Source organism: Burkholderiaceae bacterium DAT-1 (genome assembly GCA_019084025.1).
In the GTDB taxonomy this organism is placed as follows: domain Bacteria; phylum Pseudomonadota; class Gammaproteobacteria; order Burkholderiales; family Chitinimonadaceae; genus DAT-1.
Genome location: JAHRBI010000005.1, coordinates 250,054 through 269,041 on the forward strand (window position 1 = coordinate 250,054; position 18,988 = coordinate 269,041).

At 54.3% G+C, this 18,988-nt stretch carries 13 protein-coding genes; 7 read left to right on the forward strand and 6 right to left on the reverse strand.

Annotated elements, in window-relative coordinates:
• Position 1: 1 nt before the first annotated feature.
• Genes KSF73_12100 through cheB form a run of 7 tightly spaced genes read left to right on the forward strand, consistent with a single transcriptional unit; the run spans position 2 to position 8,930 of the window.
• Positions 2-2,275, forward strand: a complete 2,274-nt coding sequence (locus KSF73_12100; GenBank protein ID MBV1776450.1) for a chemotaxis protein CheA — start codon at positions 2-4, stop codon at positions 2,273-2,275.
• Between the two features lie 48 nt (positions 2,276-2,323).
• Complete coding sequence (locus KSF73_12105; protein MBV1776451.1) at positions 2,324-3,967, forward strand: MCP four helix bundle domain-containing protein; 1,644 nt, start codon at positions 2,324-2,326, stop codon at positions 3,965-3,967.
• 11 nt (positions 3,968-3,978) lie between these two features.
• The gene (locus tag KSF73_12110) at positions 3,979-4,530 is read left to right on the forward strand and encodes a chemotaxis protein CheW (protein ID MBV1776452.1); all 552 of its coding nucleotides are present in this window, start codon (positions 3,979-3,981) and stop codon (positions 4,528-4,530) included.
• Positions 4,531-4,552: 22 nt separating this feature from the next.
• A complete protein-coding gene (locus KSF73_12115; GenBank protein MBV1776453.1) occupies positions 4,553-6,193 on the forward strand; it encodes an MCP four helix bundle domain-containing protein in 1,641 nt (546 codons plus the stop codon).
• Positions 6,194-6,203: 10 nt separating this feature from the next.
• Positions 6,204-6,740, forward strand: coding sequence for a chemotaxis protein CheW (locus KSF73_12120; GenBank protein ID MBV1776454.1), 537 nt, complete (start codon positions 6,204-6,206; stop codon positions 6,738-6,740).
• A 57-nt stretch (positions 6,741-6,797) separates the two neighbouring features.
• Positions 6,798-7,646 (forward strand): SAM-dependent methyltransferase, encoded by an 849-nt coding sequence (locus KSF73_12125; protein MBV1776455.1) that lies wholly within the window; start codon positions 6,798-6,800, stop codon positions 7,644-7,646.
• 39 nt (positions 7,647-7,685) lie between these two features.
• Positions 7,686-8,930, forward strand: a complete 1,245-nt coding sequence (cheB, locus tag KSF73_12130; GenBank protein MBV1776456.1) for a chemotaxis-specific protein-glutamate methyltransferase CheB — start codon at positions 7,686-7,688, stop codon at positions 8,928-8,930.
• A gap of 40 nt (positions 8,931-8,970) precedes the next feature.
• Here cheB and flgL read toward each other — a convergent pair whose 3' ends face one another.
• From flgL to KSF73_12160, 6 genes are all read right to left on the reverse strand, one after another.
• A complete protein-coding gene (gene flgL / locus KSF73_12135) occupies positions 8,971-10,347 on the reverse strand; it encodes a flagellar hook-associated protein FlgL (GenBank protein MBV1776457.1) in 1,377 nt (458 codons plus the stop codon).
• Positions 10,348-10,376: 29 nt separating this feature from the next.
• Positions 10,377-13,586: a flagellar hook-associated protein FlgK gene (gene flgK, locus KSF73_12140; protein MBV1776458.1), complete on the reverse strand. Its 3,210-nt coding sequence runs from the start codon at positions 13,584-13,586 to the stop codon at positions 10,377-10,379.
• 27 nt (positions 13,587-13,613) lie between these two features.
• Complete coding sequence (gene flgJ / locus KSF73_12145) at positions 13,614-14,504, reverse strand: flagellar assembly peptidoglycan hydrolase FlgJ (GenBank protein MBV1776459.1); 891 nt, start codon at positions 14,502-14,504, stop codon at positions 13,614-13,616.
• A gap of 151 nt (positions 14,505-14,655) precedes the next feature.
• Positions 14,656-15,330, reverse strand: a complete 675-nt coding sequence (locus KSF73_12150) for a nitroreductase family protein (GenBank protein ID MBV1776460.1) — start codon at positions 15,328-15,330, stop codon at positions 14,656-14,658.
• 218 nt (positions 15,331-15,548) lie between these two features.
• The gene (locus tag KSF73_12155) at positions 15,549-17,246 is read right to left on the reverse strand and encodes a M28 family peptidase (GenBank protein ID MBV1776461.1); all 1,698 of its coding nucleotides are present in this window, start codon (positions 17,244-17,246) and stop codon (positions 15,549-15,551) included.
• Between the two features lie 60 nt (positions 17,247-17,306).
• Entirely contained in the window at positions 17,307-18,893 is a 1,587-nt protein-coding gene (locus KSF73_12160; GenBank protein MBV1776462.1) for an amidase, read from the reverse strand.
• Positions 18,894-18,988 lie beyond the last annotated feature (95 nt).

Consider the following 18,988-nt stretch of genomic DNA (forward strand, 5'->3'; position numbering starts at 1 on the left):
CATGGACTTAAGCAAGGCCAAGGCCCTGTTTTTCGATGAGGCTCGCGAGTTGTGCGATGCCTTTGAAGGTGTATTACTGGATAACGAACACACCAACGCCGACGAAGAAACATTCAATCTGTTATTCAGAACGGCTCATACGATCAAGGGATCGTCTGGCATTTTTGGTCTGGATGCCTTGGTGCGCTTCGCCCACGTCGTTGAAAACGTCCTGGAGCGCCTGCGCGCAGGCATCATTGCACTGGATGGCGACCTCGTGTCGCTCTTGCTCCACTGCAATGACCACTTGCGTACGCTGTTACAGCAGGTGGAAACAGATGAAACCACGGCGAATAGCGACCTGCCGGAAGGGATGCCTCTCCTGCAGCAGCTGGCGCGCTATCAGGTCGACGAAGCACATCAACCTGACTTCAGCCCAGTGGCCGACTCCTCTACCGTCCCTCAGGCGTCCTCACGAGCCGCGCCCGACAGTACCCAGATCTGTGCGACTTCGCCCTTGTGGCAAATTTCATTGCGATTCCAGGCGGATTTATTCAGAGACGGCTTTGATCCCGCCTCACTGATCCACTATCTCACCTCTTACGGTGAGATCAAGCATGTTGAAGCCATTTGGCGCACCTTGCCCGAACTGACGCTACTTGATCCGACCGAATGTTTCCTGGGTCTGGAAATCGCATTTGAATCAGGTGAAACACTAGACAAGGTGGCAGAAGCATTTGAATTCATTAATGAATACAGTTTGATTGGCCTTTTACCTCCGCATGCGCCACTTCGTGAATATCAGGCGCTCGCTATACAAATCGCGGCACGTAACGATGACCCCCTGGCAGATGCGCTGAGCGATCAGGTGAATCGCTGGCTGACTCGTCAGGCGCTGACACCAGATGAAGCCCGGATCATCCTGGCAGGTGACGAGGCGGGCTTTGCCATCGCAGAATCGGCGCCCGATCCAGACGACGCCCTTGCACCACAGGCAGATACACCACCGCAGGTCAGCGCCGAGCAGGCGCCCGCCCGCTCCTCTGGTATTTCCCCCGGTCGTACCAGCGCCCGTAACGAAGGCCACTATATCCGCGTGGAAGCAGGCAAGTTAGACCGCCTGATCAACCGGGTGGGTGAGCTGGTGATTGCGGCATCCAGTACCACCATGATCGCGCAAGGTCACGGCAGTGCCGAGATGCTTGAGTCGGTTGCCATTGTTAACACGCTGGTCGAAAAAATCCGCGACGATGCGCTCACGCTGCGCATGGTGCCGGTCGGCGACATCTTTGGTCGCTTTCCGCGCATGGTTCGGGAGGTATCGCAGCAGATTGGTAAAACGATTCAGCTGAATATCGAAGGGGCAGATACCGAAATCGACAAGTCGATGGTGGAGAAACTCACCGATCCCCTCATGCATATCGTGCGTAATGCGGTCGACCACGGTCTGGAATCGCCCGAAGTGCGTATTGCCGCCAACAAGTCTCCGACAGGAACGGTCACCCTGAATGCATATCACGATGCAGGTTCGGTGGTCGTTGCCATCAGTGATGATGGCGGCGGAATCAATACCGACAAAGTGCTCGCCAAAGCGATTGATCAGGGACTTATCCCGGAAGGCCGCACGCTAAGCGAACAGGATGTCTTCCAGCTGATTTTTCATCCGGGATTTTCCACTGCAGACAAGGTGAGCGACCTGTCCGGGCGCGGGGTGGGAATGGATGTGGTGAAGCGCAATATCGAAGCACTGCGCGGCGAAATCGAGATCCAGTCAAAGCGCGGTGTCGGCACCCATTTCAAGATCAGATTGCCGCTTACGCTTGCGATCATTGATGGCTTCCGAGTCGAGGTGGATGGCTCTTCTTTTGTCATGCCGCTGGACATGATGGTGGAGTGCATTGATTTGCCGCCGGATGCCATGCACCACCGCGTGCGTCAGGTGAATGTCCGGGGCGAATGGCTCCCGTTTGTATCGCTGCGGGAACTATTTGACCTGCAAGCTGCGACATCTCAAGAGTACATCGTCATCGTGCATTACGGCGAACACCGCGCCGGCATTGTCGTGGACAAGCTGATGGGCGAAGTTCAGGCAGTCATCAAACCGCTGGGCGAACTATTCAAGTCACTCCGTGGTATCAGCGGCTCCACCATTTTGGGTAACGGCAAGCCGGCGCTGATTCTCGATATTCCCCAGCTGGTGCAATACGCCTTGCAACTTGAAAAGCAAAGTATCGAACACGCTTCACGGGGCGGACTGCCACCCAAGCGCCATGTTGCACACGATGCTGAATCCTGAACCTTTCGCTATTAGAACTGCATCCTCCTTATTCCGAGGTAATTCAATATGTCTTTTGCCAACATGAAAGTCGGTTCTTTGCTTGGTCTGGGCTACGCTACCGTGCTCGGCCTGATGTTGATCCTGACAGGAATTGCGCTGACAAGAATGTCGCAATTCAATAGCAACCTCGAAACACTCAGTCAGGAAACGATGCAACAGATCGAGATAGCAAATGACATGAGTGAACAGGTGCACATTGTGTCACGGGTGATACGCACCATTGTCATTCTTGATGATGTAGGGCAAATGAATGAGCAAAAAGAAAAACTGGTTGCTGCCCGCACCAAGTACAACGCCCTGAGCGATAAATTATCCAAAGGCGAAATGAGCGAAGATGAACGAAATGCGCTCAACAAAGTGAATGAACTCCGTGATGTTGCACGTCCGTTGAATGATCAGGTGTTGCAATTAGCGCTGGAGAACAAGGATCAGGAAGCGGTGCAATTCCTGCTGAAAACAAGCGGTCCGGCAGTTGCCAAATGGCAAGACGCCATAGATACCTTCAAGGAAATTCAAAGCAAGAACGCACAGAAGGATGTCAATCTAGCAAATGAAACTTATATTAGCGGTAGACAGCTTTTAATTGGCCTGTCCATTCTTGCTATTGCACTGGGAATCGCCATCGCATGGTTTATCACCCGCACCCTGACACGCTCACTGGGTGGCGAGCCTAACTACGCCTGCGATATTGTCAACAAAGTGGCAGACGGTAATTTCGCGGTACCCATCCAGCTCAAGCATGGCGACCATTCCAGCCTGCTGTTTAATATCAAGAATATGGCCGCCAAGCTGTCTGGCACCATGCTGGAAGTATCGAATATGGCGGATGCCCTCACCTCCGCATCGGAGCAGGTAAGCGCGACCTCGACCTCCATGTCGCAAACCTCGTCGGAGCTGGCCGCCAGTGTAGAAGTCACCAGTGCATCGGTCGAACAACTGGCGTCAACTGTCGCACAGAATTCCGATAGCGCCCGTGTGGCAGAATCCATCGCTACCAAATCAGCCACGGGTGCGACACAAAGCGGTTCCGCCGTCACCGACATGGTCAAGGCCATGCGCGAAATCGCTTCCCGCATCACCATGATCAATGACATTGCCAACAAAACCGATCTACTGGCGATCAACGCTGCCATTGAGGCTGCCCGCGCTGGCGAGCATGGCAAAGGGTTTGCCACAGTCGCTGTGGAAGTCCGCAAACTGGCCGAGCGCTCACAAACTGCAGCTAAAGAAATTGGTGATCTGGCTGGCCGTTCGGTCAAGGTGGCCGAGCATGCGGGCGGCTTGCTGGATGAGATGTTGCCCGATATCGACAAGACCTCATCCCTTGTTCAGGAAATTGCCGCAGCCTCTCGCGAGCAACGCCGTGGTATTGACCAGATTAATACTGCAGTGACGCAAATCAGCCAGGGCATGCAATCCTCGGCAGCATCGGCAGAAGAGCTCAGCTCGACCTCGGAAGAGCTAAGCGCCACGGCACTGCAACTGCAGGATCTGCTGAATCAGTTTGTGCTCGACAACACACGTAGCAGCAGTACACGTTCTGCCCCTACCCGGCAAACGGCATTCTCCCGCGCCAAGGCCAAAAGCCTGATGCGCAACGAGGATAATTTTGGCGGCGAAGTCAACGATGACAAGTTCACCACTTACTAACCGGGGGCACCATGTCGATCATCCAGGAAGCGACGGACGCACCGCCAAAGGCGAAGGATTTTCATTGCGTCACCTTTATCCTCGGGGAAGATTTGTTCGGCATCGAAATCAATCATATCCGCGAGATTATCGAGTTTGAAGGCATTACCCATGTCCCCATGATGCCCGGTTTTGTGCGCGGCATAATTAATTTGCGCGGCTCTGTGGTGCCGGTCATTGACTTATCCATACGCTTTGGCCGCCATGAAACCAGCATCAAACCTACCACCTGTGTCGCTATCTTGTCGCTTGTCGGGGTTGAAGGTGGCTATACCGACATCGGCATATTGCTGGATGCAGTGTGCGAAGTATTGGAAATCCCCGAGGATCAGATCGATCCCTCTCCTACCTTTGGTGCCAATATTTATGGCGACTTCATTCAGGGGATTGCCACGCTGAATGGCCGCTTTGCCATCCTGCTAGATGTCCGGCGCGCACTGTCCAGCAATGAACTCACTGCACTGGCGCAAAGTATGCAAATGCGGATGCAGGCGCATGCAACCAACCCAGAACCCCATGCCTAATGGCTGGACAGGAAAAATCAAGATGAACACGCTGCAAAACATGACCGTTCGCGCCAAGCTGCTGCTTTCGTTCCTGCTCGTACTGCTAATGCTGGCTCTGGTTGCATGGTTTGGCTTTCGAGGTACGCAAACCATGAACGGTCTGGCTGGCGACCTGTATAACGATACCTTGGTGCCCATCGTGCATCTGGATAAGGTGCGGGTAGTTGCATTGATCCACAATCGCACCTTATTCCGCATGATGGCCGAAACCGATCAGCATGTGCGGGCAGAAGCAGAACAGCGCATCGCCAAGCGCGATCGCGAAACCGAAGAAGCCTTTGCGGCTTTCAAGCAATCGGAAACACACCCAACAACAGCTGAAGCAGAGGCGATGCATGCCTTTGAAAATCAGTGGCGGGTATATCAGGCCGCCACGGCCAAGCTGGTCGCGCTGGCATTATCGAATGACAATGTAGCTGCCAACAAATACATGCGTGACGAGTGTCGCCCGGCGTTCGAGGCCGCCGACAAATCTCTGTCCGAGTTGCTCGAAATCAATCAGGCGCAAGGGGAAGTAGCACGTAAAACCACTACCAGCACCTACCAGACCAGTAGCAACTGGATTATCGGCGTGAGTCTGACCGCCTTTGTGCTGTGTGCCGTACTAGGTCTGCTGATTACCTCAAGCCTGCTCAAACAGCTGGGTGCCGATCCTTCGGTTGCCAGTGCCATTGTCAGTAAGGTGGCAGAGGGCGACTTCAGTGTGGAAGTAAAGCTGCAACACGGTGATCAATCGAGCTTACTGTATTCCATCCAGCAAATGGTGGAAAAGCTGTCCACCACATTGTCCAATATTCATATCATGACCGAGTCGCTCACCTCTGCAAGCGAACAGGTTGCCTCCACCGCAACAGGCATGGCGCAAAGTTCTTCCGAGCTGGCAGCCAGCGTAGAAGAAACCAGCTCATCAGTAGAAGAGCTGGCTTCCACCGTCTCGCAAAATGCCGATAGCGCCTCCATCACCGAATCCATTGCGGGTCGCTCGGCCACCAGTGCCACCGAAGGTGGAAAAGCGGTAGAAGACATGGTGCGTGCCATGAAGGACATTGCCACCCGCATCACCGTCATTAACGATATTGCCAACAAGACTGACCTGCTAGCGATTAATGCCGCTATTGAGGCAGCACGTGCAGGTGAACATGGCAAAGGCTTTGCTACGGTTGCAGTTGAGGTGCGCAAGCTTGCCGAACGCTCGCAATCCGCCGCCATCGAAATTGGCAATCTGGCAAGCAACTCGGTGAGCGTAGCCGAACAAGCGGGCAAATTACTAAGTGATATGTTGCCGGGCATTGCGCAGACATCGGGTCTGGTACAAGAGATTTCAGCTGCATCATCGCAACAGCGCACCGCCATCGATCAGATCAACACGGCGGTCACCCAGATCAGCCAGGGCATGCAATCCGCCGCTGCCTCGGCCGAGGAATTGGGATCGACCTCCGAAGAACTCAGCGCCACGGCCATGCAATTGCAAGACATGATGCAGCAATTTGTACTCTCTGGTAACCAGCGCCGGGGTGCAAGCCGGAGCATGAACACAAAACGGCGTACCTTCCCGATGCCCTCCTTTGCCAAGAAAGACGGGTTCACGGATATCAATGACGATTCCTTCCAGTCCTACTAGGGAGGCCGGAATGAAACACAAACAACATGCTGAAACCGGTAACGCAGCCAGCTTTCACTGCGTGACCTTTATTCTGGGCGACGATCTGTTCGGAATTGCCATTGGCCACATACGCGAAATCATCGAATACGATGGTGTCACCCCGGTTCCCATGATGCCCTCGTTTGTTAAAGGCGTGATTAACCTGCGCGGCTCTGTGGTGCCCGTGATTGATTTGTCGGTTCGCTTTGGACATGGCGAAACAGGCATCAAATCAACTACCTGCGTTGCCATCCTCTCGCTTCCGGGAGCTGAGGGCGCGATCACCGATATTGGTATTTTGCTGGATGCCGTCTGCGAAGTGCTCGACATTCCAGAAAGCGAAATTGATTCCTCTCCGTCATTTGGTGCCAGCATTCGCGGAGATTTTATACAGGGGATTACAACCATCAATGGTCGATTTGCGATCCTGCTCGATGTCAAACGGGCTCTGAATATCAGTGACTTGAGCCAACTTGCCGAACAAAGTTGCCAGGAACGTGTCGGACTGCTCGCAGAACTGGCCTAATTCAGTCCGACAGCATTCGGTACAGGTACATTCACATTCACGCTTTGAAAGAACGTCATGCAAGAACGTGCTGACCTGGTGGAAGGCGTTCCCCCCATTAGCGGGGCAGAATTCGAACAAGTCCGCCGTTTTATCTATACCGAAGCAGGCATTGATCTCGGCCCGACCAAACGAGCGATGGTTCAAAGTAGATTAGCGAAACGCCTTCATGCGACGGATTGCAAGACCTTTCATGGTTACCTGAAATTTCTGGCCACTAAAGAGGGTGCTGGCGAACGGCAAATTGCCATCAATCTGCTTACCACCAATGAAACATACTTTTTCCGCGAGCCCCAGCATTTCGACTGGCTTAAGCAGCATGTGAGCGAACTGGCACGCCAGCGTGGTCCACAGGGAAATATCCGCATCTGGTCGGCCGCCTGCTCGACCGGAGAAGAACCCTATACCATCGCCATGATCCTCGCCGAAACCCTGGGACTACGCTACAACTGGTCGATTCATGCAACAGACATCAATACCAAGGTGACCGAGTTTGCCAAGCGCGCCATCTACATCATCGAACGAGTTAATAAAACACCCAAGCACCTGTGGATGCGTTATTTCCGCAAAGGGTTTGATGAATATGAGGGCAAGGTGCGGGTACATGGCGATCTGATCAAACGCGTCACCTTTAGCAATGCCAATTTGCTTGACCTGAACGCGTTCGCAGAATTTGAGTTTGATATCGTATTCTTGCGCAATGTCATGATTTATTTTGATGACCCGACTAAATCCAAGGTGCTGAATGGCGTTATCCGTCATATGAATAAAGAGGGATACCTGCTGATCAGCCATTCGGAAGTCATACGGCGGCCAGATGTACCGCTCAAACAGGAAGCAACTTCGCGTTACCGCATCAATCATTAATCGCTCAAGCAACGTGGCATATTTTTGTTCCGGAGTATCATGGATATCCATGTACTGATCATTGATAGCTCGGCAGTCGCCCGGGAAGCCTTGGTAAAAATACTGAGTCGCGATCCCTCCATCCAGCTCATGCGTCCGCTGGCGAATACCGCCTTTATTGCCAATCGCTTTCAGGACAGGCGTCCCGATGTGGTCATACTGGATGCAGGCATGCCGCAACTGCACGGATTGGTGACGCTCAGGCACATCATGAAAGAGACACCCGTGCCGGTTGTGTTTTCGGTGCCCCTCAGTGCCGAAGGCGGACAGGTTGCCGAAGATGCAATGGATATCGGTGCAGTCAGCTTTTTCAGTCGTCCGGAGCACAACATCCCCCAGTTTCTCGAAGCCTTCGCCACCGAACTCCTAACCAAAGTGTGGGCAGCTGCACATGTGCGACTGCCGGCAAGCCAAGCCGGATCGAGGGAACAAACTGCTACCCCGACTCAGGCCAGCAAGCTTCCGCTTCCCAAAGCACCACCGACGCCGCAGCGCCTGATCAAACCGCAAACGCAATCATCCCTGCCTTTGCGGCCAGCACCTGTTGCGTTTGTACCGCCCACCCACCCTGATCTGCCCCACCAAATCGACTGGGATGGAAACTGGAACAGCATCCCGCAAAAACGCAGCCCGGATGCGATGTTGCCCCGACCTGCGGTGAATCCGCATATTCCCAAAACGCCTTCAGTGGTCGCGATTGGCACCTCGGCAGGCGGCACCATCGCACTGGAGTTTTTGATTCCACGATTACCCCCAAGCTGTCCAGCCATGGTCGTGGTGCAGCATATGCCGGAGAAATTCACGACCAGCTTTGCCGAGCGAATCGATCAACTCTCCCGTGTCAGAGTGAAAGAGGCTAAGCATGGCGATCTGCTCGAGCAGGGGACGATACTGATTGCACCCGGCGGCAAACACTTGCTGATCAAGCGCCAGGGAACACATTACTTTGCAGAAGTGCGTGATGGCCCGACGGTGACCCGCCACCGCCCCTCGGTAGATGTACTATTCCGATCAGTCGCCACGCATGCAGGGCGCAACGCCATTGGCCTGATCCTGACCGGGATGGGTGACGATGGTGCCATGGGTATGGCAGAAATGCATGAATGTGGCGCCCGCACCATTGCGCAGGATGAAGCCAGCTGCATGGTGTTTGGCATGCCCAAGGAGGCCATTGCACTAGGTGGCGTCGATCATGTGATGTCACTGGATCAGATTGCCACCTATCTGTGCGGGCTTCGCCCTTAGCCTGCTGGCAGGATCATCCGCCCCGACACATTCATCCCGCTTAGTTAATGTATTGGAACAGCGTCAGGTTCTGAACCTGCGAAAACGACTTCATTGCCGCATTCAGTGTCATCTGGTTTTGCGTGAAGTCACTGATGCCTTTGGCATAATCCACGTCCATCAGTGTTGAAATTTGCTTGCTGTATTGCAGGGAAATATCGCTCTGTGTGCCCTGAATGCTTTTCAGCTGGTTCATACGCGCACCCACTGCCGTCTGCACCTGCAGCACACTCTTCATGGCATTTTGCAGATACTGCACGGTGTACCCGATCTGGGTCTGGAACTGTGCCTGCGTGGCTGGCGTAATCTTGGTATTCTGGGTGGCGGAAATCATATCGCCCAGCACAGAAAACACATCCTGATTGCGGCTGCTCTGAATCGTAAAAGCATCCCCATCAGCAGGGGAGCCAGAGATACTGACCTTGGCGCCAAAATTCCAGCCCGGAATCAATGGATACCCCTGTCCTGCCCCCTGCGACAGGCTAATTTGTCCGCCATCGGTATATTTAACGGGAAAGGAATTGGGATTCAGTGCCGTGTCGGTTCTGCCACCCACTGGCTGCTGGGTGTTGTAGTCGTACCCATCAATCATCGAGCGGTTATAGTTCACCGAGCTCGGATCGTTATTGATGATGTCGTAATTCGTCATGCTCTGCGTCGGCGTAGTCGGATCGGGCACCACGTGGAAGGCAATCCGGTAATCGCCGGTATTGTTGGTATTTGCCCACGCCTGCGGATCGCTGACCATGCCCGTCGTAATCATGGCGGTGCCGGTATTGGTTGGTTGCCCGCCAGTGGCAAAATACCCATTGCCATTGGGTACATTCACCAAAAAGTCGGCACCCGAATCAGAAATGGCAACGGTGGTCGTTTGCGACACCTGCATCATCCGCTGGCCACTATCGCCCTGATAATTCACCTGCCCTAGCGCCATCTCTGCAAAAGGCTGGGTATCACCCTTGAACCCGGAAAACAGATACTTCCCGTATTGATCCGTGCCATTGGCGAGTGATAGCAACTGCTTGTAACTAGCCTGCAATTGCTGGGAAATGGCATTTTCGGCAGTCGGCGACATGGCCGAACTCCCCGCCTGAATCACCGAGGACTGGATGCTGGTGAGCAAATTCACCATCTGCTTGAGGCTATTTTCCTCAGCACCCAAACTGCTGGTGGCATTATTGATGCTGACATCGAACTGTTTCAGCAAACTCTTTCCCTGCCCCAGATCGAGGGATTGCGCTGCCGCAATCGGATCATCTGCTGGCGTCAGTACTCGACGTCCCGTGGAGAGCTGGTTTTGCAGGTCGTACATATTGGCCTGCAAATTATCAATATTGAAGACACTGGCCGCAAAGATAGAACTACTGGCGATACGCATGATTCATGCTCCCGAGGCGTTTATGACCTTCAATTAATATTGAGAATCTGTTCAAAGGCTTTCTGTGCGACCTGAATCACCTTGGACGATGCCTGATAAGCCTGCTGGTAAATAATCAGGTTCGATGCTTCTTCATCCAGATTCACGCCCGACATGGATTGCTGCTGCTGGGTGATCTGCTGCAGCATGGCCGCCTGTGTCGACTGGTTTACCTTCACCTGATTCGACATCACCCCCACTTGCGCCACCCACTGGCTGTAGGCCGACTGGTAGGAAGCCGTGTGACCCAGCATGGTTTTGGTGGTTTGCAACTGACCAATCGCCACTGCATTGCGGTTATCCGATACCCCGCCGGTATTCGGACTGACCAGGAAGCTATCGCCCGCAGCAGGCACACCTGTCACCTGAGCAGTCCAGCCGTTGTAACTGATCTGATTACCCGGCACAAAGTTATTGGGACGCGCCAATTGCAGAATCTGACCATTGGTGGGGTCTTTAATCTGGTAACTGGTGGGTGTCACAAAATTAATTTCGATGGGACGGCGGATGGCCGGATTATTCTGGGTCATGGTATTGGCCACCGTGCCAATGCCCGTGGCGGTTCCCTGTGCCAACTCCTCAATCTGGAAGCTTTCTCCGGATTCCGGCGTCCCCGTAATGGTGGCGGTCCAGCCATCTACCGTAATGGGTTGCCCGGAAAAAACCTGCGGCTTGCCCAGCGCCATGCCGGGCGCCGGACTCCCTGCTGTGCCTTGATCTTCAAATATCTGGTAAAGCGGCAGGGAAACAGGCGGCTGTAACGCACCCAACGGGGATGGCACCGCAACCGATGCGCCCAGATAGGTAATATTCGGCTGACCGTTAATGGCCTGATTCGCCGCCACCACATTGCCATTCATCACATTGACGATATTGAATGTTGTCGGCGGGTTGCCATTACCCGGATCAATAAATTGAACCTGGAAGGGGAATTCGATCACCGAATTCATGGTTTTCGTGCCGTTCTGCAATGGGCCATTGCCGGTCACAGCAACGGTCGCAGCCGCACTATTGGCCGTACCGGTCAGGGTATAGAACTGATAGCTCGTTGACGTCACCGCGCCGGGAGACACCTTCGCATTCCCGCTATTGGTGGTGGGTTGTACCGCAAAGGCATCATCGGGCTTGGGATAGCCGCTGACCGCCACACTCCAGCCGTTGTAGGTAATGGCATTGCCTGATGTATAGGGCAGGTTATTGCCAATCACCGCGCCAGTTTGCGAGTTGAGCAGATTATAGGTAATGGCACCCGGCCCCGGATTTGCCCCCGGCTGTGCCACTGTCCGACCTTGGTAGATAATCGGCACACCCGGCGTATAGGCCACACTCGTCGCCAACACCGTCTGTGAGCGGGCATCGACGATATCGACGTCCGGTCCGTTAGGAATGGCCTGCAGGTAATCATTGAATTTGATGGTCACCGGCAAGGCTGCCACCCCACCCTGTCCCGATACTGCCGACGATAGCGTGGAAATGGTTGCTGCGCTTTTATTCCCCACCACTGCATTGCTGGCCACGGTCACGACGTCCGAGCTGCCTGTCATCGGCAGCGCGGCAGCAATCTGCGCAGCTTCGGTAATCGCCAGCCCCATCTGCATGACCGTTTGCCGGGTTGGCTGAATCAGGTACTGATCTCCGGTCTGGAATGCGCCTGCCAGTTGCTGGAACTCGAGGCCATCCGGCTGGGTAACTTTGATATTGGTACCCGAAACTGTCCAGTTGACCAGATCGTTACTCGTCCAGCTGGCCGCACCATCGGAACGGTTCAGTGTATAAGTGGGCGGAACCGGCGGCACCAGAGTCGCATCACCTACAGTGGTGACGAAAAAGGTGTAATCATCGCCACTGAGCGCTGAAGTATCTGCAATCGCAACTTGTAGTTTGCCATCGCCTTTGTTCTCGCTATTCGGCAGCACGGCAGAGGCCGCAGGCTTGAATGTCACGCCAATCTGCTGTCCGGCAGCAAAGTCTGCGCCCACAGTCTGCATCTTGAACTGAATCCCGAATGCAGTGACGCCTGCATGCATCTGCGTCGTATCAAATAAGGCACTGGTTTTGCCGTCACTCAGTTGGGTAATGCTGTAGTTAGTCCCATCAAAAGAGATGTTGTAGTCGCTGGCAACATAAGGCGTCTCACCCAGGTTTTCGGCTGTGAATGTGGCCAGCCCGCTGGGTGTATTAAAGGTTTGCGTATCGATTCTTTCCTGCGGAATCTGGAAGAAATTACCGCCATTATTGCCCCGCAAATCCTGGCCCTGGCGACTGAGCTGATTGATATTGACCGCAATATTCATTGCCACCAGACCAATCTGATTTCGCGTGGCCTCCAGCATCTGGGTGCGGAATTGCAGCAAGGCACCGAGTGTTCCACCAGTCAGCTGCGCATCGGGAATATGGGCAGTATTCCCAAATTGCTGGTAGGCCACAGTCAGCTCACCGGCATCCGAATTGGAAAATACTGTGCCTAGCGTAAACGCCTGTGCCCCCACTACCAGACTCTGTCCATTCCCGATAAAGATGTTATAAGTACCATCTCCCTGACGGATCACGTTGGCATTCACCAGCTTGTTCATTTCGGTGACTAAGTTATCGCGCTCATCCAGCAAATCATTGGAAGGCTGTCCACCTGCCGCACCTTCGGCCGTCAGAATGGCGACATTCAGGTTGGCAATTTGCGCACTGATACTGTTGATCTTCCCGACAGTGGCGGTCAGATTATCGTTCAGCTGGGTGTTCATCAGATTGAACTGCGTGTCCAGGGTCTGCATATTGCTGATCATCGTCTGGGCATTCCCCATCAGCGACTGGCGAGCAGGAATGGACGATGGATTCGCAGACACCGCTTGTACGCCGCTGAAGAAAGACTGCAGCGTAGGCGAAAACCCGACATTGGGATCCGCCATCATATTATTGATGGCACCTATGTGCTGATTGAGTTCGGTGTAAAAGCTGTTTTGCGCATGGGCGGAATTCACCTGCTGCGACATGTACTGGTTGTACACGCGCGCAACGGTCGCCACATCGACGCCGCGTCCCAAAAATCCCGATCCAGTGGGATCGGCCATCTGGGTTTTCTGCACAATGGTCTGACGGTTGTAGCCCGCAGTATGTGCATTGGCGATATTGTGCGAAGTGGTCGATAGACCAATTTCCGCTGCTGCCAGCCCGGTGACTGCGACGCCATAAACACTTGTAGACATCTTATTCTCCCTTTTATGTCGCTACGTTCAGGCCATGCGCCACGGGTTGAGCGCCGGATTGGCGGCTACCTGAGCCAGCTTTCTGGCGTAATGCGGATCAGTGGCATAGCCACCTTGCTGCAGGCCACTGGCAAATTGCTCGACATTGCCGCCGCTATTGGCTGACTTGCCATAGCGCGATTGCAGCAGTCGTGCATAGTCGTTGAATGCGTCGCCATAGCTGTCATAGGCACGGAATCGCTCGATCCGTCGCTGAGCGACGCCATCGACGTATTCGGTGGTGACCACGTCAGCGGTCTTGCCGTTCCAGTCTGGCGTCGCCTTGATGCCGAAGAGATTGAAACTATTGCGGCCGCTCTGATCGCGGATTGGCTTCTTGCCCCACCCCGTTTCCAGCGCGGCATGTGCCAGTAGTAGATGTGGCGATACGCCAAGCGATTGCGCAGCACCGTTAGCAGACTGTCCCAGGTCGGAAACAAATTGTTCCGGGGTCTCGACGGCAGACTGTGCCGGTTGTCCCGCCTGCTGGATGGCAGGTTTTGCCGTATACGCCGACAGAAGGGAAGATGGCGGTCGCATCAGCGGCACCTGACGCAGGCTCGGATCACTCTGCAGATTCAGCTGACGCTCGATGAGGCTGGCAAACCCTACGCCACGCTCGGACAGCGTCTGCATCATTTGCTGGTCGTGCATCCCTCGCCAGGTTTGGACCTGATTAGTTTCCAGGCCATCAAAGGACGGGGTGGCCTGCCGCATGGCCTTGAGCATCATATTCATGAACAGTGCTTCAAATTGCTGGGCAACCTGGCGATTCGCCGCTTTGGTATCACTGGATGCCATCGACTTCAGCTTGCCTACGCTTTGCGTATCAAAAGCAAGCTGCCCGGACAATTTGAACTGGCTGTCAGCTACTGACATGATGCATCTCCCATGCATGACTTCGATCTTTGGGAGAGGTTTAAGCAGGGTTCGTGCCAGCGTTTATATGCGGCGGGACGAAAAAATGGCGAAGCTAGCGCTTCGCCCAAAGGGTTGAACAACAGTTACGGAGGAAATCGGCGAAATCGAATTAAATGAAGCGCGCGATATCTTCCAGCGGCTTCTTAATCAACGCGTGTTCTGGCACCGTTGCAGCCTCGGCGGGATACCCCACCACCAACAGGATATAGGGCTTGTCATCCTCGGGGCGGCCGCAAATTTCGTTCAGAAACCCCATCGGCTTGGGCGTGTGTGTCAGCGTGGCCAGTCCGGCATCATGCAGGGCAGCGATCAGAAAGCCGGTCGCAATGCCAACAGACTCATTGATGTAGTAATTCTTTTTCTGGTCATCTGCATGCACCCCTCCACGACGCTGGGCAAAAATGGAGATCAGCCAGGGTGCGGATTCAAGAAAGGGCTTGTGCGCATCGGTTCCCAGCGGCTTCAGTGCATTCAGCCATTCTTCGCCGCCCTTCCCGGCATAGAATGCGCGCTCTTCTTCCTCTGCCGCCTCGCGAATCTTGCGCTTGGTGTCGGGGTCGGAAATACAGGCAAAGTACCATGGCTGATGGTTGGCACCACTCGGTGCAGTCGCTGCAGCCTTGATACAGGATTCGATCACTTCGCGTGCAACGGGGCGATCCGAGAAGTCGCGCACGGTATGCCGACGCTTGATGTTTTCATAAAACATGGCGGCACGCAGACGCATTTCTTCCGGTGAATATTCCCGGTAATCTGGCAACGGTCGCGATTGTGCTTCGCTCATGATTTCCCCTCCAAAAGCATTTGTAACAAATATATCGTGCATGCTTTTGGCGCCAGGCAGCAAGCGAATCGCAATTGGGAAAAATGCATGTTGCGTGAAAGCTGTGCACATTTGATCAATAACTGGCGGCAAATCATGTTTGCCAATTGCAGAGAAAAAAGATTAAAAAACCCGCCAATTGGCGGGTTTGCAAGGAAATCAATTATCTCACCTTAAGTTTACTGGCGAGCCTTGATCCACACTTTCTGTGCAGCATTAAACTCTGAATCGACACGGTAAAGTGGCCACTCTCCACTATTTGCCAAGCGCAAGCCCACGTCATAGAGCAAGCCTAAATCGTCTGCACCGCCCGCCATTGTCCAATCCGGTTTAATCACATCCGTTGGCTTGTGATAGTCATTGGCGGTATAAGCCTCTTTAGCCTTGCGTCCATAATCCGCAGCCTGACCAATGTATTCGTTACCCGATTTCAGATACAGGGTTGGAATGCCCACTTTGGCAAACTCGAACTGGTCGGCGCGATAGAATAAACCGAGCTCTGGCACCGAATCCGGCAGCCAGACACGTCTCCGAGCCTTCACGGCAGCGTCAAGATAGTCGTCCATACTGGAGTGCCCTGAACCCAGTGCTTCCACATCGCGGGTTTTCCCCAGTGGATTCATGCCATCCATATTGAGATCGGCCACAGTCCGGGCGAGCGGATACAAAGGATGCGAAGTGTAATAACGCGCCCCTAATAATCCTGCTTCCTCTGCCGTAGTTGCCATAAAGAGCACGCTGCGTGCAGCCCGCTTGCCCTGACGTGCCTGCTCACCCCATACGCGTGCCAGTTCGAGCAATCCCGATGTGCCGGTCGCATTGTCCTGTGCACCGTGATAAATCGGCTTATCCTTCATCATCAGATTGCGACCCAGATGATCCCAGTGCGCCGAATACACCAGCCAATCGCGGCGCAGATGTTTATCCGCACCATCCAGCTTGCCTACGACGTTGTACGACGTCATGTGGCGAACCGCCTGCTCCAGATGGAAGCTCGCCGATCCATCAAGCGCCACAGGCCTGAAATCCGGTCGGCTGGCGGCCGCCTTGAGCGAATCGTAATCCTGCCCGCACGCTGAGAGCATCGCCTTACCATGATCGAGACGAATCCATGAACGAACCGGCAACTGCTCGGCATTACCGCCCTTGCTGTCCAGGGTGACGTTCTCGCGCATATTGCTATTCATCACCACAAACCACGGATAAGCCGCAGGCTTGGTTTCGTGAATAATTATGGCGCCGACAGCGCCCTTGGCGGCCGCAATTTCGAACTTGTAGCTCCAGCGGCCGTAATAGGTCATGGCATCGCCTTTAAACAGCGATGTATCGAGCTTGGTGGGGTCATGCGCGTCCGGCACCTGCGGATCGTTGATCAGCATGACCAGCGTTTTGCCTTTTACATCCAGCCCCTTGTAATCATCCCAGCCATACTCTGGTGCCACCACGCCATACCCGACAAATACCAGCGAGGCATCCCTGGTATCAATCGCGGGTTTGACCTGCGTCGAGAACGCCACAAAATCCGTAGGCGCCTCCAGTTTCAAGCCAGCTGCACATCCGCCAAAGCTGACCGTGGGATGTGGCGTGAGACCCACCATGGGTACTTTTTGCAGATAGGTTCCATCCGGATTACCGGGTTTGAGTCCGGCCTTTTTAAACTGCTTCTGCAGATAGGCGATGGTCTTGGCTTCGCCCGGCGTGCCCGGTGCCCGCCCCTCATAGGCATCGCTGCTCAGTTCCTTGATATCCGCCATCATGCGGGAAGGCTGGATGATGACGTCGTTCGACTCGGATTGTGCCCACACCCCTGCGGCACACATGCTCAGCAGCGAAGCGGACGTGAGGCAGGAGACGGTGTTTATTGCGGATCGATTCAATTCAAACCCCCGGATCATTTCACTTCCCCTATTTACCCACGAAGTCGCACAGAAATTCAATTAAATGCGTGGCAGGTAGCGCGGTGACTGTCGTTTTCGTGTCCCTTGCTCGTAGGCATAGGCCATGCCCAGCAGTTGGGCATCCGAAAATGCCATCCCCACAAACGACAAACCAACGGGCAGCCCCCCTACCTGACCCGCTGGGACGGTCACATGCGGATAGCCCGCCACGGCGGCGGGAGAAGAAAAGCCATTACCCGTATGATCACCCATGATCAGATCATTCACCCAGGCAACACCGCCCGTGGGTGCCACCAGTGCATCCAGCCGATGCTCGGCCAACACCTGATCGATGCCCTCCTGACGCGCGTAGCGGTGATTATTGGCTAAGGCTTGCTGGTATTCCGGTGCATCCAGCCCTGTGGTTGCATCAGCCTGCATGAGCAGTTCCTGCCCGAAATGCACCAGCTCCCGATCTTGATGCTGTTCGTTAAAGCGGATCACATCGGCCATCGAACGTATGGCGCCATTGGGGCTGAACTCATCAAGATAGCGCTTCAGATCATCCTTGTATTCAAACAGCAGCGCCTGAAATTCGCTGTCTGCATATTTAGACACATTCGGTACCTCAACCGGATCAACCAGAGTCGCGCCAAGCGCCTGCAAGTCTTTCAACGCCTGCTCGATCACTGCATCCACCTGATCGTGGAACCCGAAAAAATTGCGCGCCACACCAATGCGCTTGCCCTTGAGTGCAGTTTCATTCAATTGCTGCACAAAGCTGGCCGGACGCCCTGCAGCCAATGTCACCGGATCGCGCGGATCGGGTGCTGCCAATACGTCGAGTAGTGCTGCTGCATCCGCTACCGTCCGCGTCATTGGGCCGGCAGTATCTTGCGAATGCGCTATCGGGATAATGCCATTGCGGCTCACCAGACCAATGCTGGGTTTGACGCCCACCAGCCCGCAGATGGATGCGGGCGAGACAATCGAGCCATCGGTTTCGGTACCCACACCCAGTATGGCCAGATCAGCAGCAATTGCGGCTCCCGTGCCAGAACTGGAGCCACTACAGTTACGATTCAGTGCGTAGGGATTCAGCGTTAGTCCGCCTCGCCCGCTCCAGCCGCTTGTTGGCCTGGTTGAGCGCATATTGGCCCACTCACTGAGGTTGGTCTTGCCGAGTATCACGGCACCCGCCTCGCGCAACTGCCGGACAATTGCCGAATCCTTGATAGGCTTGGCTCCCAGCAATGCCAGCGAACCAGCCGTTGTTTCCATGCGATCGGCAGTGGCGATATTGTCCTTGAGCAAGACCGGCACTCCATGCAAAGGGCCGCGCACTTTGCTAGCTTGCCGTTCGCGATCCAGTGCGGCTGCTATGGCGAGCGCGTCGGGATTCAGCTCGATAATCGAATTGAGCCGGGGGCCATGGCGATCAATGGCCTCAATCCGCCCAAGGTAATGCTTGCAAAGCGCTAGCGAGGTTAGCTCACCTTTCTGCATACGTGCCTGAGCTGTCGCCACGCTAAGTTCAGCCAATTCAGGTGTGCTACCCACATTGCGAGTAATGGCTGCGAAACTGTTGATTGATGTATGCATTCCGCCAGCCGCAATGGCCGATTGAATAAAGGTACGGCGATTCATCCCACTCCCCCTTTTCCGTTTTAATTAAATGCAGGATCTATTTGACCAATCAATCATATTTTGTACTTTTAAAATTGATCAAACGTACCATTTAT